The following is a 20,392-nucleotide window of genomic DNA, read 5'->3' as shown; positions in this document are numbered from 1 at the left end:
CGATTGCGGAGCTCGCGTGCGGCCTCAGGCCGCGGCCTTCTTCCGCGCGAGCTCGGCCTTGTACAGCTCGAACTCCTCCGCGATCGCCTTGGCAATCGAAGGTCGCTGACGCAGCCGTTCGTGATACGCCTTCAGGTTCGGCCATTTCGCAAGCTCGATCGGCGGCGTCGCCATGGTCCAGTTGATGACCGTGACGAGATAGGCATCGGCCACGCTGAAATGGTCGAGCAGGAACTCGCGTCCCTTCAGGTAATTGTCGAGATAGTCGAGCCGCGACAGGTTCTTTTCCAGGGCATAGGCCTTGACTTCCTGCGGCGCCTTGCGGTCGAGCATGGGGATGAAGAGACCCTTGTGCAGCTCGGTGCCGATGAAGCAGAGCCATTGATGCAGCCGCGTGCGCTCGATGCCGGCGCTCGCGCCGAGGCCGGCTTGCGGGAAACGGTCCGCGACATATTGCAGGATCGCAGCGTTCTCGGTCAGCACCATGCCTTCATCGGTGCGCAACGTCGGCACGAGGCCGATCGGATTCACGGTGCGAAAGTCGGAGCCGTCGCTCAAGACCTTCTTGGTCGGCGGATCGACTTCGAGGTAGTTCGCCTCGGCGCCTGCTTCATACAGCGCGACGCGTGTCGCCATCGAGCAGGCAAGCGGCGAGAAATAGAGATCCATCTGTAGCCTCCTTGGGCAATTCCTCTTTGGGTGTCGCTCAACCTGGCCAGATTGATTTTTGTACCATCTTGCATAATATGGGTGAGGTCAAGGAATAACTTGCGGAATGGTACAAAAATCTAAGCCGCCAGCTGCTGCCAATCAGCCCGAGCGTCGCGGCGAGTCCGAGCGTCGCGGTGGGCCTAAGCGCCGCGGCCGTCCGCGCGCCTACGAGCCCGATATCGCGCTCGGCAAGGCGCTCGATCTGTTCCGCAAGCAGGGTTTCGCGGCCACCTCGCTCGACGATCTCAGCGCCGCCACCGGCATGAATCGGCCGAGCCTCTACGGCGCCTTCGGCGACAAGCGCCAGCTCTACATCAAAAGCTACCAGCGTTATCGCGACGAGGCGGGCGCGGCGATGGTCGCGATCTTCCGCGAGGAGATGCCGCTGCGCCAGCGGCTGGAGCGCATCTACGCAGCCGCGCTGGACATCTATCTGTCCGGCGACACCGGACCGCGCGGTTGCTTCACGGTCGTGACCGCGGCCTCCGAGGCGGTCGGCGATCCCGATATCCGCGCCATGGTGCTGGACGGCCTCACCGGGCTCGACAAGGCCTTTGCCAGTTGCTTCCGCCGCGCCAAGGAGAAAGGCGAGCTGCCGGAGAGCGCCGATCCGTTCGCGCTGGCACAGATCGCATCGGCCACCATCCACACCATCGCCATCCGCTCCCGCGCCCGCGTGCCGCGCAAGGAGCTGGAGGCGATCGTCAAGTGCGCGATCGACGTGATGATCGGCGCCAAAGGATAAGCTGGAAGCGAAGCTTCAATATCCCCGCGTTCGATCCACCACGTTCTCCAGCGCGCCGCCCGCCTCAAACCGGGCGATCTGCTCGGCGACATAGGCCGAGATCGCATCCGCGTCGGTGTCGGCGGCATTGTGCGGCGTCAACACCACCTTGGGGTGGGTCCAGAACCGGCTGTCCTTCGGCTGCGGCTCCTGCACGAAGACGTCGAGCGAGGCGGCGCCGAGCGTGCCGTCGTCGAGGCAGGCGAGAATATCGGCCTCGTTCTGCAGGCCGCCGCGGCCGGCATTGATCAGCACCGGCGCGCCGAGCGGGCTGGTGCGATTGAGCTTGGCGAAGACCTCGCGGTTGAGGATGCCGTGCGTGTCTGATGTCAGCGGCAGCAGGCAGACCAGGATATCGGTCTTGCGCAGGAACGCGTCCATTCCGGCGGCGCCATGGAAGCATTCGACGCCCTCGATCGTGCGCAGGCTGCGGCTCCAGCCGGCGACGCGGAAGCCGAGCCTCCGCAGCACGTCGGCCGCATCGGCGCCGAGCGTGCCCAGCCCCATGACGCCGACCGTGATCGCGCTCGCCGGCCACTGATATCTGGGCTCCCAGCGCTTCTCGCGCTGCGATTGCCGCAGGTAAAGCTCCTGGCGGTGATGCATCAGAACGTGCAGCACGACATATTCGGTCATGCGATTGGTGAGATCGGGCACGGCGACGCGCACCAGCGGCACTTCGGGCAGGCTCTTGTCCGCCATCAGCGCGTCAACGCCGGCGCCAAGGTTGAAGATCGCCCGCAGATTGGGGAACGCACCGAGATCGCCGGGCACCGGCTTCCACACCGCCGCATAATGCACCTCCGCCGGATCGAGCCCGGCGTCCGGCAGCAGCACCACGCGGCGGTTGCCGCAGACCGCGTCGAAACGGGCCTTCCACCGCTCCGGCAGCCAGTTCTGTTGCGTGCTGTTGATCAGGACGGCCAGGGTACCAATGGTCATTCGAAGTGCCTCTTCGGGTTCCGCTCGAGAAGGCCCTCCTTGGCACGATCTGCCGGATTTTTCTTGCAAATTTTTTCCGCAGCGCTGTCGGCGCGGGGCATATTGGCGCGTCTTCAGAACAGACGAGGGAAGTGCTGCCCATGCTTTACGCCATTCTTTGCTATCACGATGAGGATTTCGTCGGCTCCTGGAGCAAGGAGCAGGACGAGGCCGTGATGAAGAAGCTCACCGTGGTGCAGGAGAAGCTCACCAGGCAGGGTCGGCTCGGGCCGGTGGCGCGGCTGTTGCCGACGACCGCGGCGGCGACGCTGCGCAAGGAGGATCCGCCGCTGGTGCTCGACGGCCCCTATGCCGAGACCAAGGAGCAGCTGCTCGGCTTCTACATCGTCGACTGCAAGAATCTCGACGACGCGCTCGACGTCGCACGCGAGCTGGGTGCCGCCAATCCCGGCGGCGCCTATGAGGTGCGTCCCGTCGGCGTGTTCCGGCCCGGAGGAAACCTGACGTGAGCGAGGCCGATACCGCCTGGATCGAGACTGCGCTGACTTCGGCGCGACCGCAGGCGGTCGGCGCGCTGTTGCGCTATTTCCGCGATCTCGACACCGCCGAGGAGGCGTTTCAGAACGCCTGCCTGCGCGCGCTCAAGACCTGGCCGCAGAATGGGCCGCCGCGCGATCCCGCGGCCTGGCTGATCATGGTCGGCCGCAACGTCGCGATCGACGAAGTGCGACGCGCGCGCAGGCAGCAGCCGCTGCCTGAGGACGACCAGGCGATCTCCGATCTCGACGACGCCGAAGGCGAGCTGGCCGAGCGGCTCGACGGCTCGCATTATCGCGACGACATCTTGCGGCTGATGTTCATCTGCTGCCATCCAGGACTGCCGGCGACGCAGCAGATCGCGCTGGCGCTGCGCATCGTCTCGGGCCTCACGGTGAAGCAGATCGCCCGCGCGTTCCTGGTCTCGGAAGCGGCGATGGAGCAGCGCATCACGCGCGCCAAGGCAAAGGTGGCCGAGGCCGGGACGCCGTTCGAGGCGCCGGGCGCGGTCGAGCGCTCTGAACGGCTCGCCGGCGTCGCGGCGATGATCTACCTGATCTTCAATGAAGGCTATTCGGCGAGCGGTGACACCGCGGAGATCAGGAAGCCGCTGTGCGAGGAGGCGATCCGGCTGGCGCGGCTGCTGCTGCGGCTGTTTCCGAGCGAGCCGGAGATCATGGGCCTGACCGCGCTGATCCTGTTGCAGCACGCGCGCAGCGCGGCGCGCTTTGCCGCGGACGGGTCACTGATCCTGCTGGATGATCAGGATCGTTCCTTGTGGAACGGCACCATGATCGCGGAGGGCCTCGCGCTGATCGACAAGGCGATGCGCCACCGCCGCAGCGGGCCCTACCAGATCCAGGCCGCGATCGCCGCCCTGCATGCGCGCGCGGCGACGCCGGAGGAGACCGACTGGACGGAGATCGACCTGCTCTACGGCGCGCTCGAAGTGGTGCAGCCCTCGCCGGTGGTGACGCTCAACCGGGCGGTCGCGGTCTCCAAGGTGCGCGGGCCGCAGGCCGCGCTCGAGCTGATCGAGCCGCTGGCGCCGAAGCTCGCCAATTATTTCCATTTCTACGGCGTGCGCGGCGCCTTCCTGATGCAGCTCGGCCGCAACGACGAAGCCCGAATCGCCTTCGATCGCGCCATCGCGCTCGCCAACACCTCGGCCGAAGCCGCCCACATCCGCATGCATCTCGATCGCCTGATCCGGGACAGCCAGCCGAAGGCAAAGGAAAGCGCCAAGGCGAAGTAGGCCCGTCTGTTTCCACGCCATGACGTGGGGTGCGCAGTGCGCCAAAGAATTTCTGTCCCATTGTCGGGCCGGGGCCTCCCCCGTTCGTCCTAGGCTCCGTATCCACGGAGAGCCATCCATGCTGAAAGCCATTGCCGTCATCGCCATCGTTCTCGCCGCCGGCCTTGCCGCGGTCCTCGTCTTCGCCCTGACGAAACCCGACACGTTCCGTGTGGAACGCTCGCTCGCCGTCAAGGCACCGGCCGCTGCGATCTATCCGCTGGTTGCCGATTTCCATCGCTGGACCGCCTGGTCGCCGTATGAGACCCGCGATCCCGCCATGAAGCGGACGTTCGGCGGAACCGCGGCAGGGAAGGGTGCGACCTATGCCTGGGAGGGCAACAACAAGGTCGGCGCCGGCCATATGGAGATCCTGGAGGCGAACGGGCCCTCCAAGCTCCGGATCAAGCTTGATTTCGAGCGGCCGTTCGAAGGCCACAACACCGCCGAGTTCACCTTTGTGCCGCAAGGCGATGCCACACTCGTCACATGGGTAATGTACGGTCCGGCCCCGTTCCTGTCCAAGCTGATGCAGGTGTTCTTCAACATGGACAGCATGATCGGCAAGGATTTCGAGACCGGCCTCGCCGGCCTGAAGAAGCTCACCGAGAAGCAATAAGCCTCACTGCAAACGAAGAGGAGAGAAACGATGCTCAATCCCTATCTGTTCTACCAGGACAATTGCGAAGCAGCGTTCAACTATTACGCCAAGGTTCTCGGCGGCAAGATCGACGCGATGATGCGCGCATCGGATGCGCCGCCGGAGGTGCCGGCTACGCCCGGGCGCGAGAAGATGATCATGCATGCGCGGATGTCACTGCCGGACGGCACGGTATTGATGGCCTCCGACTCGCCGGCCGAGCATTTCCAGAAGCCGCAGGGCTTTGCAATCTCGCTTACGGTCAAGGACCCCGCGGATGGTGAGCGCAAGTTCAACGCGCTTGCCGACGGCGGCAGCGTCACCATGCCCTTCAGCAAGACGTTCTGGGCCAAGGGCTTCGGCATGTGTGTCGACAAGTTCGGCATTCCCTGGATGGTGAATTGCCCGGCCGAGGGCATGTGATAGGAGCATGATCCGGAAAAGTGTGAAGCGGTTTTCCGAAAAGATCATGCTCAAACAACAACCTAAAGCGCGATGACGATTTATCCTATCGCATCGCGCTTTGGGCGCGACCGTCACGTTGCGATCCCCTCTCTCCAATGCTGCGGGAGAGGGGACGTACGTTTCGTTACGTCAGGCGCCGATCAGCCGTTGTCCTTTCACCGGATTGATCCGGTGACGTCCTCGGGCGGCGGCGACGATTCCACGCAGCGAGGACAGATCACGAGCTTGGCGCCCAGCTTCCTGTCGTTCTCCGCCTGTATCTCGTCCTGGACCGCCCACCACGCCTCGGAATAGGGGCGCAATGTGCCGAGCACTTTTTCGCGCTCCTGATTGGGATCACTTGCAGCCGGCGCGCCGGTCGTGACGCGCCGCTTGGCCACATGCGGACGGTTCGGATCCTTGCCGAGGCCATCCCATGCAATGGCGCGGCGTTCCTGCGCTGGCGCCTCTGCGCATCCGATCAGCGCTGTGCAAAAAGTGAGCACGATCAAGCCGTGTCGAATCATGCCGGGCTTTTGCCTCCACAATCGGCGCGCAGAATCTGCGTGAGACACGCGCATCGTCGGTTCAATGGAACTCAAGGCAAAACAAACTTGCCGGCATGGCCGAATATGAGTCGTGCTTTCGCATCACTTTGCGGACGCAGTGAGGCCGCTTCGTGAAGCGAGCTGCATCGCACAACAATTGGCGCAAGATTGGGCTGTGCTCTGCACGTCAGAATCGTTATTGGTGAGTCATAAAAGCTACAAACTGGGATGGACGTCACTTGCAAGGGGAGCGACCGATGGCGGCGGCGCTACAGATCAACTTTGCTCTTTGGGGAATGCTCATTTGCGCCAGCGCGAAGCTGGCGCCAGTGATCCAGACGCTGTTTTGAAAGCGGTGGCGGCTGCCGGCTGTATCAGCGGCAACGCGGATAGATCGCGGCGAGATCGCGCCCCTTCAACAGCAGCAACCGCGAGGTCAGACCGCCACGTCGGCTGATCCAGTCGCGCACCGGACCGGGATAGGCGGCAAGCACCGCGACCGATGCTTCCGGCTCGGCATAGAAGCGGCCGCGCCGGTCAACCGAGCGTGCGGCATGGAAGCCGAGCACGGCGCGCTTGGTGACGCAGATGCGCTCGCCCGGCACGATGCTCAGCACCAGCGTGCAGGCGGACAGGCAGGGGCCGTCGATCACCACGCGCTCGCCACTGTCGCGGACCTTTTCGAACAGATCGAGGAACGGCCCGACCTGTCCGCCCGGGGACTGGATGATGCGGATCTCGGCCGCTGCGGGCGCGGCGGCGAGCAGCGCGGATGCAAGCATCAGAGCTTTGAGGAAGGCGATGCGTTGCATGAACTCTCCACCAACTCGCTTTCGAGGGTGGGCAAAGCGTAGCGTGCCCACCATCCGCACCGCAAATTTGGGATCGATGGTGGGCACGGCGCGTTGCGCCTTTGCCCACCCTACGAAATCTTGTTCCTACCCGTTGCGCCTTTGCCCGCGCAGCGTCGGCAGGCCGATGCCCGCCGCATCGAAGCCGCCGTCCACGGCCAAAATTTGGCCGGTGATGTAGCTCGCGCGGCCCGAGCACAGGAAATAGATCGCTTCCGCGAGTTCCTCTTCCAGGCCGTAGCGGTTGAGCGGAATGGCGTCGTGATAGTCGGCGCGGATCTCCTTGGTGTGCACCTGCTTCGCCATCGCGGTGTCGACCGGCCCCGGTGCGACCGCGTTGACGCGGATGTTGAGGGAGGCGAGCTCGACCGCGAGCTGCTTGGTAAGGTGTGCAAGGCCTGCTTTGCTGGTGCCGTAGGCCGAGCGCAGTGTCGAAGCGCGCACGGCTGAGATCGAGGTGATGTTGACGATGGCGCCGCCACCACCGTCGCGCATCAGGGGCACCGCGGCCTTGGTGCAGAGGAACGGTCCGGTGAGGTTGACCTCGAGCACGCGGCGCCAGTCGGCACCCGACGTCTCCATCAGCGGCGCGAACACCGCGATGCCGGCATTGTTGACCAGCGCGTCCAGCCGGCCGAACCGCCGCTCGATCGTCGTCATTGCGGTGCTGACTGCGGCCGCGTCGGCGACATCGCAGGTCAGCGCCAGCGTCGCCTCGCTCTGGCCGATGTCCGCGACCGCGCGGCCGAGCAGTTCGTGCTCGATGTCGAGCAGGGCCACGCGCCAGCCCTCGGCCAAGAATTTCTTCGCGGTCGCAAGCCCGATGCCGCGGGCGGCACCGGTGACGAGGGCGACTTTTTGCGGGGCTTGCGGCATTGGCTGATCTGTCCTGTGTCCGGGAGCAGCGCGCGAAGCGCCGGTTCCTTTTACTGCGCTTTCGTTCCGGCATGAAAGGCCTCGCCGAGCCGATCGAGCCCAATGTGGCCCAGAATGCGCCAGCCGCGGCTGCGCTGCGGCCTCTAAATAATTTCTGTCCCGCTGTCGGCCCGGCAGAAGGCCGTTCGTCTTGGAGGGGAGCGCGGGCCAGCCGTTTCCGCCCGCAGGACATATCGGAGCGACTGAGAGCAGCAAGGAACTCCCATGCGATTCATGATGCTGATGATCCCGCTCGGCTACGAGAACGCGCCGCCGGAGCTGCAGCTCGATCCCGAGCGCGTCGCCGCGATGATGCGCTACAACGAGGCGCTGAAGGACGCAGGCGTGCTGATCACGCTCGATGGGCTGCACCCGCCGTCGACCGGGGCACGCGTCTCGTTTGCGACCGGCCAGCCCATCGTCACCGACGGGCCCTTCGCGGAAGCCAAGGAAGTCCTGGGCGGCTATTGGATGATCGAGGTCGCCTCGCGCGCCGAGGCGATCGCCTGGGCCAAGAAATGTCCCGCTTCAGCCAACGAGATCATCGAGGTCCGCCAGGTGCAGGAGATGGCCGATTACTCGCCCGAAGTGCAAGAGATCGTCGCCGGGTTTGGCGACCTGAAGACGTAGACGAGACGGCGGCTGCGCGATTCCCAATCAACCCTGAGGAGAAAACCCATGAGCACCGAACACAAATTTCTCGCCGTCTATCTCGGCAGCACGAGCGGATCGAAAATGGCGGCGTGGCGCGCGCTGCCCGAGGCCGAGCGGAAGGCGAAGGAGCAGGAGGGCATGGCCGCCTGGCACGGCTGGGTCGAGAAGCACAAATCCGTGATCGTCGAGATGGGGGGCCCGCTCGGCAAGACCCGCAGGATCGACGGGAGCGGAATCACCGAGGTCAGCAACGCGCTGACCGGTTTCACGGTGGTGCGTGCCGCCTCGCAGGAGGACGCTGCAAAGCTGTTCGAGAACCATCCGCATTTTGCGATCTTCCCGGGCGAGGCGATCGAAGTCATGCCCGTGCTGCCGATTCCGGAGATGTAGCCCTGAACGAATAGGTATCCGGGCGGCCAAGTGGGCCGTCATTCCGGGGCGGTCCGCAGGACCGAACCCGGAATCTCGACATTCTCAGGTGCGCAAGCGCGCACCATAGATCGGCTCTATGAGCCGCCCGGAATGACTGCGGAGAATACGGGTTAATCACGAGCGATTCCCGCTAGTGACCTTGAAGCCCGGCTCATGTAAAGCTCGTTCACATGAGCTGGCGCAAGGAGCAGCGCCGCGCCGAGCGCGGCTATCACCACGGCAATCTAAAGGAAGCCCTGTTGCAGGCGGCCCTCGGGCTGATCGCCGAGAAGGGGGCGGCCGGCTTCACCTTCGCCGATGCCGCGCGCATGGCCGGAGTCAGTGCGGCGGCGCCCTACCGGCATTTCCGCGACCGTGACGAGCTGCTGTCCTCGATCGCCCAGCGCGGTTTCGAGCAGTTCGAGGCGCGCCTGTCGGCGGCCTGGGACGACGGGCGGCCCGACACCGTCACCGCCTTCGAGCGCGTCGGCAAGGCCTATCTCGCCTTTGCCCGCGCGGAGCCGGCCTTCTACAACGCGATGTTCGAATCGGGCGTGCCGGTCGATGCCAATCCCGCACTTCAGGCGGCCAGCGAACGCGCCTTCAACATCATTCGAGCCGCAGCCGAGCGGCTCGCCGCACTGACGCCGCCCGGCACACCCCGCCCGCCGGCGATGATGATGGCGCTGCACATCTGGTCGATGTCGCATGGCGTGGCCTCGCTGTTTTCCCGCGGCGATGCTGCGCGACGCAAGCTGCCGATGTCGCCGGACGAGCTGCTGGAGGCCGAGGTGCTGATCTATCTGCGCGGCCTCGGTTTCCCGATCGACCGCCGTCCTCCGGCCAGGGGCGCCGAGCCGCCGCCGGTGCCGCCGGAGGCTCCCTCCGGTTCGAGCCTGCCGCCCGGCAGCCCCTGGGGCAAGCCGAAATAAGATTGCGATAATAATCACGCGGCCGTGTCGTGCTGCCAGCTTGACAAAATCGCGGGATGGTCTAGCTATGTAAATGTTATTTACATTCACAACGGCGCTGGTGCCGTGATGGAGAAGGGAAATGGCCTACACCGCTGATGTCAATCGCTGGCGCGGCCCGTCGAACCAACAGCAATATTACGAGCGCCCCCGCATGCTGGACACGCCCTGGCATCCCGGCTGGATCGCCGTGACCATTCTCGGCTTCATCATCTGGTGGCCGATCGGACTTGCCCTTCTCTTTTTCACACTCGGGAGCAGAAGAATGTCGTGCTGGAGCAATCAGGATCGCTGGCAGAACAAGATGGAAAAGATGCAGTACAAGATGGATCGCATGCGCGACCGCATGGAGCGCCGCGGCTTCGGTTTTGGCTTCGGCCCGCCGTCCTCCGGCAACCGCGCCTTCGACGAGTATCGCAGTGAGACGCTGCGCCGGCTCGAGGAAGAGCAGGTCGAGTTCAAGAACTTCCTCGACCGCCTGCGTCACGCCAAGGACAAGGAAGAGTTCGACCAGTTCATGGCGCAGCACAAGACGCGTCCGACCCCGCCGCCGACCGATCAGCAGCAGGGCTGATCCGAAGAATTGCACCTCTCAAAGCCTTCAGGCGCATGCCCCCAAAGTCCTGATGGCCCCGAGCCGCCCGTCTGCGCAACCCGCAGGCGGGCGGTTTGGCTTATGTCACACTTCGATGGTCGTCCTGGCGATGCGAAGCGCCTGCGAGGGCTTTGCGAGGCCCATCACGCAGATGTGCAGGATCGATAGAACCCGGACCGCGCGAGCACCGACCAAGCCTTGACTGCGCCTCCGCGGCGCCGACGGGCACGATCATGACCAATATTGAACGCAAACAAATCAGCCAGCGCCTCGCATTGTTCGAGCGCGCGGCCGTGTTGTTCGAGCGCTTCGGCCCGGTCGTCCCGGTGGCGATCGCGTTCCTCAATGGATGGCCCACGGAAGTTCAGCTCTACCCGGAGTGGCAGCTCGGTGAGTCCTGGCGGTTGTTTCTTAGCGCCTATCTATATTGGGGCGCATCGTACGCACTCAGCCGCGCGGTGTCGTTCGCGAAGGGAAGTATCGTCCCATGATCCTGCTCCGCGATTTCGCGCTTTTCGTCCTGCCCGTGCTGATCGCCGCAGGCGGCTGGTTCTATGCGCTCAGCCTCCGCAAGCAGGCTGACCCCGGCCGCGCCCGCGATGGACGCGCCCCGGCAACATGACCGCTGCCGGCCGGTGTCGCATGGCGTGGAGTTTCAGCGCGCCGTGGCGAGTTGCGCGTGCACCGAGGCCAGGAAGTATTCGTAGGCGTGGTCGACGATCTCGTTGAGCGATCGCGTTCGCGCGAACATCGCCTTGGCCTCCGCGAGAAACTCCTCGCGTGTCGGGATCTTCGGCAGATGCAGATGCGTCAGCGCGTCGACACCTTCGTGCGCGCGATTGAGAATGTCGTGCAGCGACGGCAGCTGCAACTGGGCGAGATCGGCCCGGCGGCGTGCCGACGAAATCGCATGCGCCAGGGTCTGCGCATCGAACCGTCCGGCGAGCTGGCGGGCCGCCCGCTGGATGACCCGCGCGCCGAGCGGCTGCTCGTTGCGCAGCACCTGTTCGGGCGGCGCCTTCATGTTCCAGACGACGCCGATCCACGACAGCAGCGTCAGGATGTAGTAGGTCACGTCGACTTCCCACCAGCGAAAGCCCTGTCGCACGCTGCTCTGATAGGCGTGGTGATTGTTGTGCCACCCTTCACCGAGCGTGAACAATGCCAGCAGCCAGTTGTTACGGGAATCATCGCCGGTCACGTAGCGCTTGCGCCCGTGCACATGGGCAAGCGAATTGATGCAGAAGGTCGCGTGATAGACCAGCACCGTGCTCCAGAGGAAGCCGACCACCAGACCCGACCATCCTGCAACCAGGAAGCAGAGCCCTGCCAGCACGAAGGCCGGCAGCAGCTCCAGCCGATGCAGCCACATCAGCTCGGGATAGGCGGCGAGATCGCCGACCTTCACGAGGTCGGTTGCGTCGTGCTGCCGGTAAAAGATCCAGCCGAGATGGCTATAGAGGAAGCCGCGGTGACGCGGTGAATGCACGTCGTTTTCAGTGTCGGAATGCAGGTGATGGTGGCGATGCTTGGCCGCCCACCACAACACGCTCTTCTGGGCGCTGCTTTGCGCAAGGCAGGCCAGGATGAACTGAAACACCCGGCTGGTCGCAAACGCCCGATGCGAGAAATAGCGATGGTAGCCGGCTCCGATCGCGAACATCCGCAAGCAATAGAGTGAGACGCAGATCGCGACCGCCTGCCAGGTGACGCCCGACCAGATTGCCGCAAGGCAGCCGAGATGGACCAGCAGGAACGGCAGGGCGGATGGATACATGATGTCGTTGTGCTGGTCGTCGGCGGGGGCGTTGAGCGGCATATTTGAGCGTGACCTCGGATGACGTGGATTCGGAACTGGCCGGCAGCTTGACGTCCGGCGGGTACCAAAACCCGCGGATGCCACCGCGGGCTTCGGCCGAAGGCTGGCCGCAGCTCTCTGGCAAGCAAGCCCGTAGTCTTACGGGGAGCATGGCGCACAGGTGGCCGCGCGTGTTGCCGACGCCAATTGGCGCGCAGGCGGCCTGCGTCCTATATTCGACAGCGAGAAGCAAGCGTCAAAACACCGCAGGCGGCAATGCGGACGGAGACTGCGATCGTGGCGAGCGACATCCTCTGGCAGGAGATACGCGGCGAGGCGCGGCGCACCGCAGCGGCGGATCCCGTCTTCGGCAAGGCTGTCGCCGATGCCATCCTTGCCCATGACGATTTTACCGCTGCCTTGGCCGATCTGATCGGGCGTCGGCTGGGCGGCAGCGCCGCCGATCGCGAGCGCTTCACGACGTTTTCCCGCGATGCCTTTCGCGGCCAACCGGATCTGGTCGAAGCGGCCGGCCGCGACCTGCGCGCCATCGTGCTCCGTGATCCCGCCATCGCCGGATTGTTGCCGCCGCTGCTGCACTTCAAGGGCTATGTCGCGCTGCAGTCCTGGCGCGTCTCGCACTGGCTATGGCGTCATGACCATCGTGATGCGGCGCTGCTGTTGCAGAACGAGGCTTCGAACGTCCTGCAGGTCAGCATTCATCCGGCCGCGAGCCTCGGCTCGTCGGTTTATCTCGACCATGCCACCGGCATCGTGATCGGTGCCAATGTCGTCATCGGCGACGAGGTCACCATCCTTCAGAATGTCAGCATCGGACGCCATGGCGACCTGCCGATGCGCTCGCCTCGCATCGGTCGCGGCGTGTTCATCGGCTCCGGCGCGACCATCCTCGGCGACATCGAGATCGGCGACTTCGCCAAGATCGGCGCCGGGACTGTCGTGACCGGTGACGTGCCTGGCGGCTGCACCGCAATCGGCAATCCCGCGCGGCTCACCAATTGCCTTGCGGCCGCTTCGTCCGCTTGACTGTCGCTCAGGCGGCGCGGCGGTGGCTTTCGCCGCCATGATGCGGGTTGACCGGCTCCGAGCTGGTCTGGCCCGGCGCATCCAGCACCGCGACGTGGTGGCGATAGACCATTTCCCAGCCCTTCCATCCCGTGAACAGAAGGATGCCGACCACGACCAGGGACAGCACGACGCCCCAGGGCTTGATCGCCGCCTCCGCGCCTTGGGCGTAGCGGAGATAGAAATTGACCAGGGCCAGCACCACCGCCGCGAGATTGCCGACCATGTGGTACCAGGCATCGTTCAGGCGGCGGATGCGTGGCTCACTGACGAAATCGGTGAAGCCGGCTGCGGCGGCAACCAGCGCCATGACGATGCCGGCGCCGATCAGCCACATCGCGGCGCGTGCCCAAAAACCGTCGCCGGTTCCGATGAAGGCCAGATCGGCGATGGGAGCGCCGACCAGGAACGCGACGGGGAACGGAATCAGCATGGGGTGGAGCGGGTGATCGCCGATCGCGGCGGTCGTCTTGGGGTTGATGGACATGGCAGGACCTCGCTGAGAGTGATTTTCCGGACAATTTTTGGCACGAGAGCAGGTTCCTCCGGCCGGTGCGTCTGGAACACGGGATCCGAGGTCCATCCCCCTGCACGGACTGTCTTTCCTGCAGCCAAATGCGCCGCCGGTAACCCCGCATTAACCATCGGCGGGCTCTGGTATGTGCGGACAGGCGTGCCCGGAGCCCGACGTCAAGGCCTGGGGTCGAGGCCCCTTAGTTTTGACATCTTGGCGGGGAATGCAGGCGGCCGGCTTTTGACGAGCCTTTGGACGAGCCCTGCACCCCAGAAAGACAAGGCTTTGAGCGGGCTTGCCCGCCGCGCGGGTCCAGCGCGGCTGTTGGGGAACACCGGCCGCGATTTGCTGGCCGAAGGACATTAGGTAACGATCGCCTTGAGAGGATACTGCTTATGAATCCGGCCGAATTGGCTCAGTCAGCCCTTCCGGTTGCTGCCTCCGCCGACGTGTCGCTGATCGCGCTGTTCTGGCAGGCTCACTGGATCGTGAAAGCGGTGATGCTGGGGCTTCTGGCCTGCTCGGTCTGGGTCTGGGCGATCGCTATCGACAAGATCTTTCTCTACGCGCGCACCCGCCGCTCGATGGACCGGTTCGAGCAGGCGTTCTGGTCCGGCGAGTCGATCGAGGAGCTCTATCGCACGCTGTCGGCCAAGCCGACGCATTCCATGGCGGCCTGCTTCGTGGCGGCGATGCGCGAGTGGAAGCGCTCGTTCGAGAGCCATGCCCGCTCGGTCGCAGGGCTTCAGATGCGCATCGACAAGGTGATGAACGTCTCGATTGCGCGCGAGGTCGAGCGGCTGGAACGGCGCCTTCTGGTGCTGGCGACCGTCGGCTCCGCCGGCCCCTTCGTCGGCCTGTTCGGCACGGTCTGGGGCATCATGTCGAGCTTCCAGTCGATCGCGGCCTCGAAAAATACCTCTCTGGCGGTGGTCGCCCCCGGTATCGCCGAGGCGCTGTTTGCGACCGCCGTCGGCCTTATCGCCGCCATTCCTGCCACTATTTTCTACAATAAGTTCACCTCCGAGGTGAACCGGCAGGCCCAGCGGCTCGAGGGCTTTGCTGATGAATTTTCAGCCATTCTGTCTCGTCAGATCGACGAGCGGGGCTGACGGACGGCATGTATAGTGTGAAGGGCAATCTGGGCACGCGATCATGGCCATGAACGTTGCGAGTTCGTCCGGCGGCGGCGGGCGCCGCGGCCGGCGGAAGCCGGTCGTGGCCGAGATCAACGTCACGCCGATGGTCGACGTCATGCTGGTGCTGCTCATCATCTTCATGGTGTCGGCACCGATGTTGACGGTCGGCGTCCCGCTCGACCTGCCCCAGACCAGTGCCAAGAGCCTCGAAAACAACGACCAGAAGCCGATCCAGATGTCGGTCGACATCAAGGGCAAGGTGTTCATCAACGACACCGAGATTGCGCTGAACGAGCTGATCCCGAAGCTGAAGGCGATCACCGATGCGCGCGGCGGCCTCGAGGAACGCATCTATCTGCGCGCCGACAAGAAGGCGGATTACGGCACCGTGGCCAAGGTGATGGGCCAGCTCTCGGGCGCCGGATTCAAGAAGCTGGCGCTCGTCACGGAAGCGGATCAGGGGTCTTGAGGCCGTGAAGGTGAACGTCGACAAGACACTCGTTGCGTCGATTGCCCTGCATGTCCTCGTGCTGGGATGGGGGCTCGTCACCTTCAGCAGCAAGGCCTACATCGCTACGCAGGAATCGCTTCCGATCGACATCATCTCCTCCGATCAGCTCGCCAAGATGATGGCGGGGCAGAAGACCGGCAAGAAGGAAGAGCCGAAGCCGAAGGTCGAGAAGATCGCGGAGCCCAAGCCCGAGGAAGACGCCGTCGGCAAGGTCACCGAGAAGAAAGAGCTGATCAAGACCAACTCCCAGCCGGAGCCGCCGCCGAAGCCGGTCGAGAAGCCGGTGGAGAAGAAGCCGGAGCCGCCGAAGCCCGTGGCGGAGGCCAAGCCGAAGGAAGAGCCGAAGCCGCAGGAAAAGAAGCCTGATCCGGCCAAGGAAGATCCGATCGCCGAGCTGCAGAAGAAGATGGAGGCCAAGAAGCCGCCGCCCAAGCCCGTGGAGCAGAAGGTCGCGGCGGTGCAGCCGCAGCAGCAGCCCAAGCCCAAGGAGCGCACCTTCGACCCCGCGCAGATCCAGCGCGACCTCGACAAGCGCGCCGCGACCCGGCACGAGCAGACCGGCTCGGCGTTGAATGCATCAGCGTCGCTGGGAGCAGCAACCGGGACGGCCGCCAACAATGTTGCGACCTGGCAGGGCGCGTTCATGTCGGCGGTCAGGCGCTGCTTCACGCCCACCTACAACGGGCAGGATGCCGACCAATACGAAGTCGACATCGATATTTTTATGAAGATCGATGGAACACTGGCATCCGAGCCGGTTGTCGTTGCAGCGCGTGGGCCGTCCAGGTCGATCGCTCAGGCCGTGGCGGAGAGTGGCAAGCGTGCCATCGTCCAGTGTCAAGTCTATTCGTTCCTGCCGAAGCAGCAGTATGACACTTGGAAAACCATTCCGATGCGCTTCGGCCTGAAGGATATGTTGTGATCCGAACAAAAGAATTTTGCGATGAATGACATTCGATCGATGAACCGCCGCCGCTTCATGACGCTGACCGGATCCGCGCTTGCGACGCTTGGGGCTGGACATGCGCTCGCCCAACCGCAAAAGCGGCTTGAAATCAATCCCACCGAATTCCAGCCGATCCCGATCGCGATCAGCAACTTCCTGCCCGGCTCGCCCTCCGACGGCGACGTCGGCAACGGCGTCACGCAGGTCATCACCAACAATCTGAAGCGCTCGGGCCTGTTCGCGCCGATCGATCAGGCCGCCTTCATCGAGCGCATCAACAACATGGATGTCGCGCCGCAATTCCAGAACTGGAAGACCATCAACGCGCAGGCGCTCGTCACCGGCCGCATGACGCGGCAGCCGGACGGGCGGCTCAAGGCCGAATTCCGTCTGTGGGACGTCATCTCCGGCCAGCAGCTCGCCGGCCAGCAATATTTCACCTCGCCGGAATATTGGCGCCGCATCGCCCACATCATCTCCGACCAGATCTACGAGCGCATGACCGGCGAGAAGGGCTATTTCGACAGCCGCGTCGTGTTCGTGGACGAGACCGGGCCGAAGGAGCGCCGCGTCAAGCGGCTCGCGATCATGGATCAGGACGGCGCCAATGTGCGCTATCTGACCCGCGGCTCCGATCTCGTGCTGACCCCGCGCTTCTCGCCGAACTCGCAAGAGATCACCTACATGGAGTTCGGCCAGGGCGATCCGAAGGTCTATCTCTACAACATCGAGACCGGCCAGCGCGAGATCGTCGGCAACTTCCCCGGCATGACCTTCGCGCCGCGCTTCTCGCCGGACGGCCAGCGCGTCATCATGAGCCTGCAGCAGGGCGGCAATTCCAACCTGTTCGTGATGGATCTGCGTTCGCGTTCGACTACGCGTCTCACCGACACGCCGGCGATCGACACCTCGCCGTCCTATTCGCCCGACGGCAGCCGCATCTGCTTCGAGTCCGATCGTGGCGGCAGGTCGCAGATCTACGTGATGAGTGCGGGCGGCGGACAGGCGCAGCGCATCTCCTTCTCCAAGGACGACACCAACGCCAGCTATTCGACGCCGGTGTGGTCGCCGAAGGGCGACTACATCGCCTTCACCCGGCAGGGCGGCGGGCAGTTCGCGATCGGCGTCATGAAGCCCGACGGCTCGGGCGAGCGGCTGCTCACCTCCGGCTTTCACAACGAAGGCCCGACCTTCTCGCCGAACGGCCGCGTGCTGATGTTCTTCCGCGATCCCGGCGGCAATGGCGGGCCGTCGCTGTACTCGGTCGACATCTCCGGCCGCAACGAATTGAAGGTGCCGACTCCGGGCTTTGCCTCGGACCCGGCATGGTCGCCACTGTTGTCCTCGACCTCGGGCTGACAACGGCGCAGTTGAAACATCGCGCGTTCAGACGCGCGATGTTTTCGAAAAACCGCGCCGATTTTTTCCGAGTTTGCCGTGACCGGCAACACTTCCTTCACCTTGCGCCCGGCAAGGCTTGCCTACCTGCTTGATATTCCAGCGAAAATCATTTCGCTATTGCCGAAAAACAACCCGACTTTAACGATGTTCCCTCAGAAAAGCTTCATCTCGGCTAGGTAAGACTACGCGCTGAACAGGACGCGCGTACAAACCAAAATGCAGTTCGCAAGCCAGAGCGGAGAGCAGGGGCAGCCGCCGCCGGTCAATCCGGCGGCGCAGATCGATTCGCTCTTTGAAGCGCCCGGACCGCTGCTGGCCGGTCTCATCTTCGTGTCGATCGGTGCTGCGCTGACTGCGCTGAAGACAGGTGAGCCCCTGATTTGGGCGTGCGTGGCGCTGCTCGTCTTGGCCGGAACGGTGCGGGCGATCGATTTGCGTCGCTATCAGGGACGCAAGTCGAGCGTGACCGCCGAGGCGGCCAAACGCTGGCAGGCGCGGTATCAGATCGGCGCGAAGATCCAAGCTGCAGCGATCGGCATCTGGTGCGGCACGACTCTGCTCGCCACCGACGACGCGGTCGCGCATATGATTGCCCTGTCGGTCACGACAGGCATTGCCGCAGGGGGAGCGGGAAGGGCGTACGGACGACCGTCGATCTTCCATCTGCAGGCGCTGCTCATTTTCGCCCCGGCGGTGTTGGCATTGGCGTGGCGCGGCACGCCTTACTACATCGCGATGGCCGTTGTGAGCGCGGCCTTCCTGCTGGCGATCATGCAGCTCTCGGTCAACTTGCACCGGATCTTCATGGGCGCCGTGGTGGCGCGCGAACGCGAAGCCGCACTTGCGGGCCAGTTCGATACCGCCCTCAACAACATGCCGCACGGTCTTTGCATGTTCCATCGCGATGGCCAGCTCGCGGTGATGAATCACCGCTTCGCGGCGATGATGAACCTGCCCGACCATCTGCCTCGGAGCGGCGCCAGTGCGCGCGACATCATCGCGGCGTGCGTGCAGGCAAGATCCATCTCGAGCGCGGACGGCGAGCATATCGTCGCCGGCATCGAAAGTTCGCGGGAGAAGGAGATCATCACCGCCGAGGCGAACCTGGAGCGAAATCGGTCGCTGTGCTGGACCGTTCAGCCGATGGCGGACGGAGGGGCGGTGCTGCTGCTCGAGGACATCACCGAGCGGCGCAACGCCGAGGCCAAGATCACCCATCTTGCGCGATACGACGACCTAACGGCGTTGCCGAACAGGGTCAACTTCCGCGACCAGATCGAGCACCTGCTGGCTGTCTCCCACGATGCGGCGCAGCTCTCCGCGCTGCTGTTCATCGACCTCGACCAGTTCAAGCAGGTCAACGACACGCTGGGCCATCCCTGCGGCGACCAGCTCCTGTGCGCCGTCGCCAACCGCCTGCGCGAGATGCTGCGCCCCGAGGATTTCGTCGCCCGGTTCGGCGGCGACGAGTTCGTCGTGTTCCAGCAGAACCTCACGTCGCCCGAGGATGCCGCGGCACTCGCCCGCCGCATCGTCGAGCGGTTGAGCGAGCGGTACCGCATCGACAATCATCTGGTCGAGATCGGCGCCAGCGTCGGCATCGCGCTGACCTCGCCGGAGGGCACCAGCGCCGACACGCTGCTCAAGAACGCCGACATGGCGCTGTACCGCGCCAAGGCCGACGGCCGCGGCACCTATTGTTTCTTCCGCGACGAGATGGCCGCGACCGTCGAGGCGCGCCGTATCCTCGAGCTCGACCTGCGCAAGGCGCTCGCCAACGAGGAGTTCGAGCTGTTCTTCCAGCCGCTGGTCAATCTGAGGTCCGGCAAGATCACCACCTGCGAAGCGCTGCTGCGCTGGAATCATCCGGTGCGCGGCACGGTCTCGCCGGTCGACATCATCCCGGTCGCCGAGGACATGGGCCTGATCGTCGATCTCGGCCGCTGGATCCTGCGCCGCGCCTGCATGGAATGCATGAAGTGGCCGGAAGGCGTCAGCGTCGCCGTCAATTTCTCGCCGCAACAATTCCACCAGCGCGACGTCCTGAGCGAAATCCGCTACGCGCTCGAAGTGTCGGGCCTGCCGGCGCATCGTCTGGAGATCGAGATCACCGAGTCCTCGCTGCTGCGCAACACCCAGCTCACTCACGACATCCTGTCGCAATTGCATGCGCTCGGCGTGCGCATCTCGCTCGACGATTTCGGCACCGGCTATTCCAGCCTCAGCTACCTGCACAATTTCCCGATGCAGAAGGTGAAGATCGATCGCTCCTTCCTCGAAGGCATCGATTCCGACCGGCCGCTGACGCTGCTGCGCGGTGTCGCGCGGCTGTCCGCCGATCTCGGCATGGCCGTCGTGGTCGAAGGCATCGAGACCAACGAGCAGCTCGAGCTGATCAGCGCCGACGGCACCGTGACCGAAGGGCAGGGCTACCTGTTCAGCCGGCCCGTACCGGCGGTGCGAATCCGGCAATTGCTCAACGCCTCGCATGGTCGTCGCGTGCCCGACGACCAGCTCGCCCTCGTGTCGTCGCGATAGGCCCGATCCCTTCCCGGCAGCTCCTCTCCTCGCAATCGGCTCCCATCTGCACCGTAGTCTTGCGGGCTCGCAAAGGTTAACCCTAACGATTCTATAGCTTTGCAATTCCGTTAAGGAACCATTAAGGTCTGGCTACTCGTGGAAGTTGCTTGGAGTCAGAGG

The 20,392-nt window shown here is 64.3% G+C and carries 25 protein-coding genes; 18 read left to right on the top strand and 7 right to left on the bottom strand.

The annotated features are described in order from the left end of the window. Positions 1-24: 24 nt before the first annotated feature. Positions 25-669 (bottom strand): glutathione binding-like protein, encoded by a 645-nt coding sequence (locus tag I6F31_RS06935; RefSeq protein ID WP_036021833.1) that lies wholly within the window; start codon positions 667-669, stop codon positions 25-27. A gap of 106 nt (positions 670-775) precedes the next feature. On the opposite strand from I6F31_RS06935, the gene I6F31_RS06930 reads away from it, so the two are divergent. After that, positions 776-1,456 carry a TetR/AcrR family transcriptional regulator gene (locus I6F31_RS06930; RefSeq protein ID WP_225185185.1) on the top strand — a complete coding sequence of 227 codons (681 nt, stop codon included), beginning with the start codon at positions 776-778 and terminating at the stop codon, positions 1,454-1,456. A gap of 15 nt (positions 1,457-1,471) precedes the next feature. Here I6F31_RS06930 and I6F31_RS06925 read toward each other — a convergent pair whose 3' ends face one another. After that, positions 1,472-2,437, bottom strand: coding sequence for a glyoxylate/hydroxypyruvate reductase A (locus I6F31_RS06925; protein ID WP_225185184.1), 966 nt, complete (start codon positions 2,435-2,437; stop codon positions 1,472-1,474). Between the two features lie 140 nt (positions 2,438-2,577). Here I6F31_RS06925 and I6F31_RS06920 point away from each other — a divergent pair, with 140 nt between their 5' ends. The 4 genes from I6F31_RS06920 (at position 2,578) to I6F31_RS06905 (ending at position 5,331) form a co-directional block, all read left to right on the top strand. Continuing rightward, complete coding sequence (locus I6F31_RS06920; RefSeq protein WP_035998498.1) at positions 2,578-2,946, top strand: YciI family protein; 369 nt, start codon at positions 2,578-2,580, stop codon at positions 2,944-2,946. Continuing rightward, positions 2,943-4,229 (top strand): RNA polymerase sigma factor, encoded by a 1,287-nt coding sequence (locus tag I6F31_RS06915; RefSeq protein WP_035998501.1) that lies wholly within the window; start codon positions 2,943-2,945, stop codon positions 4,227-4,229. Before I6F31_RS06920 ends, I6F31_RS06915 begins: the two co-directional genes overlap by 4 nt. A 118-nt stretch (positions 4,230-4,347) precedes the next feature. Beyond that, entirely contained in the window at positions 4,348-4,887 is a 540-nt protein-coding gene (gene kdpF / locus I6F31_RS06910) for a K(+)-transporting ATPase subunit F (RefSeq protein WP_035998503.1), read from the top strand. A gap of 30 nt (positions 4,888-4,917) precedes the next feature. After that, positions 4,918-5,331, top strand: coding sequence for a VOC family protein (locus I6F31_RS06905; protein WP_035998505.1), 414 nt, complete (start codon positions 4,918-4,920; stop codon positions 5,329-5,331). A 197-nt stretch (positions 5,332-5,528) separates the two neighbouring features. Here the strand turns inward: I6F31_RS06905 and I6F31_RS06900 are convergent, their stop codons facing one another. The 3 genes from I6F31_RS06900 to I6F31_RS06890 form a co-directional block, all read right to left on the bottom strand. After that, positions 5,529-5,879: a hypothetical protein gene (locus I6F31_RS06900; protein ID WP_036041329.1), complete on the bottom strand. Its 351-nt coding sequence runs from the start codon at positions 5,877-5,879 to the stop codon at positions 5,529-5,531. A gap of 395 nt (positions 5,880-6,274) precedes the next feature. Beyond that, a complete protein-coding gene (locus tag I6F31_RS06895; protein WP_225185183.1) occupies positions 6,275-6,712 on the bottom strand; it encodes a hypothetical protein in 438 nt (145 codons plus the stop codon). Between the two features lie 126 nt (positions 6,713-6,838). After that, entirely contained in the window at positions 6,839-7,627 is a 789-nt protein-coding gene (locus tag I6F31_RS06890) for an SDR family oxidoreductase (RefSeq protein WP_225139266.1), read from the bottom strand. Between the two features lie 264 nt (positions 7,628-7,891). Here I6F31_RS06890 and I6F31_RS06885 point away from each other — a divergent pair, with 264 nt between their 5' ends. From I6F31_RS06885 to I6F31_RS36495, 6 genes are all read left to right on the top strand, one after another. Next, entirely contained in the window at positions 7,892-8,296 is a 405-nt protein-coding gene (locus I6F31_RS06885) for a YciI family protein (protein WP_035998515.1), read from the top strand. Positions 8,297-8,344: 48 nt separating this feature from the next. Continuing rightward, entirely contained in the window at positions 8,345-8,710 is a 366-nt protein-coding gene (locus I6F31_RS06880) for a YciI family protein (protein WP_036021849.1), read from the top strand. Positions 8,711-8,922: 212 nt separating this feature from the next. Continuing rightward, positions 8,923-9,663 carry a TetR/AcrR family transcriptional regulator gene (locus tag I6F31_RS06875; RefSeq protein ID WP_225149241.1) on the top strand — a complete coding sequence of 247 codons (741 nt, stop codon included), beginning with the start codon at positions 8,923-8,925 and terminating at the stop codon, positions 9,661-9,663. Positions 9,664-9,784: 121 nt separating this feature from the next. Then, positions 9,785-10,276: a DUF2852 domain-containing protein gene (locus tag I6F31_RS06870; protein WP_036041312.1), complete on the top strand. Its 492-nt coding sequence runs from the start codon at positions 9,785-9,787 to the stop codon at positions 10,274-10,276. Between the two features lie 254 nt (positions 10,277-10,530). Continuing rightward, entirely contained in the window at positions 10,531-10,788 is a 258-nt protein-coding gene (locus I6F31_RS06865; protein ID WP_057028074.1) for a hypothetical protein, read from the top strand. Beyond that, on the top strand, positions 10,785-10,919 hold the full coding sequence (locus I6F31_RS36495; RefSeq protein WP_276326279.1) for a hypothetical protein: 135 nt from the start codon (positions 10,785-10,787) through the stop codon (positions 10,917-10,919). Before I6F31_RS06865 ends, I6F31_RS36495 begins: the two co-directional genes overlap by 4 nt. Positions 10,920-10,952: 33 nt before the next feature. Here I6F31_RS36495 and I6F31_RS06860 read toward each other — a convergent pair whose 3' ends face one another. Beyond that, positions 10,953-12,116, bottom strand: a complete 1,164-nt coding sequence (locus I6F31_RS06860; protein WP_225141155.1) for a fatty acid desaturase — start codon at positions 12,114-12,116, stop codon at positions 10,953-10,955. Positions 12,117-12,371: 255 nt separating this feature from the next. Here I6F31_RS06860 and I6F31_RS06855 point away from each other — a divergent pair, with 255 nt between their 5' ends. Next, complete coding sequence (locus I6F31_RS06855; RefSeq protein WP_036021861.1) at positions 12,372-13,142, top strand: DapH/DapD/GlmU-related protein; 771 nt, start codon at positions 12,372-12,374, stop codon at positions 13,140-13,142. 7 nt (positions 13,143-13,149) lie between these two features. On the opposite strand, the gene I6F31_RS06850 is transcribed toward I6F31_RS06855, so the two are convergent. Beyond that, positions 13,150-13,668, bottom strand: a complete 519-nt coding sequence (locus I6F31_RS06850; protein WP_225185182.1) for a DUF2231 domain-containing protein — start codon at positions 13,666-13,668, stop codon at positions 13,150-13,152. A 422-nt stretch (positions 13,669-14,090) separates the two neighbouring features. Here I6F31_RS06850 and tolQ point away from each other — a divergent pair, with 422 nt between their 5' ends. From tolQ to I6F31_RS06820, 6 genes are all read left to right on the top strand, one after another. Next, the gene (gene tolQ / locus I6F31_RS06845) at positions 14,091-14,807 is read left to right on the top strand and encodes a protein TolQ (RefSeq protein ID WP_008546343.1); all 717 of its coding nucleotides are present in this window, start codon (positions 14,091-14,093) and stop codon (positions 14,805-14,807) included. A gap of 43 nt (positions 14,808-14,850) precedes the next feature. Continuing rightward, positions 14,851-15,303: a protein TolR gene (gene tolR / locus I6F31_RS06840; protein WP_036021864.1), complete on the top strand. Its 453-nt coding sequence runs from the start codon at positions 14,851-14,853 to the stop codon at positions 15,301-15,303. A gap of 4 nt (positions 15,304-15,307) precedes the next feature. Further along, positions 15,308-16,267: a protein TolA gene (locus tag I6F31_RS06835; protein WP_081494442.1), complete on the top strand. Its 960-nt coding sequence runs from the start codon at positions 15,308-15,310 to the stop codon at positions 16,265-16,267. Positions 16,268-16,306: 39 nt separating this feature from the next. After that, positions 16,307-17,650 (top strand): Tol-Pal system beta propeller repeat protein TolB, encoded by a 1,344-nt coding sequence (gene tolB, locus I6F31_RS06830; protein WP_035998559.1) that lies wholly within the window; start codon positions 16,307-16,309, stop codon positions 17,648-17,650. Between the two features lie 78 nt (positions 17,651-17,728). After that, complete coding sequence (locus tag I6F31_RS06825; RefSeq protein WP_225185181.1) at positions 17,729-17,872, top strand: hypothetical protein; 144 nt, start codon at positions 17,729-17,731, stop codon at positions 17,870-17,872. 36 nt (positions 17,873-17,908) lie between these two features. Continuing rightward, entirely contained in the window at positions 17,909-20,230 is a 2,322-nt protein-coding gene (locus I6F31_RS06820; protein WP_036021865.1) for an EAL domain-containing protein, read from the top strand. The last annotated feature ends 162 nt before the right edge of the window (positions 20,231-20,392 follow it).

It is taken from the genome of Bradyrhizobium sp. NBAIM01 (genome assembly GCF_020194115.1).
In the GTDB taxonomy this organism is placed as follows: Bacteria; Pseudomonadota; Alphaproteobacteria; order Rhizobiales; family Xanthobacteraceae; genus Bradyrhizobium; species Bradyrhizobium yuanmingense.
Note: the sequence above shows the minus strand (reverse complement) of the source record. Positions and strands in the feature narration are given on the sequence as shown.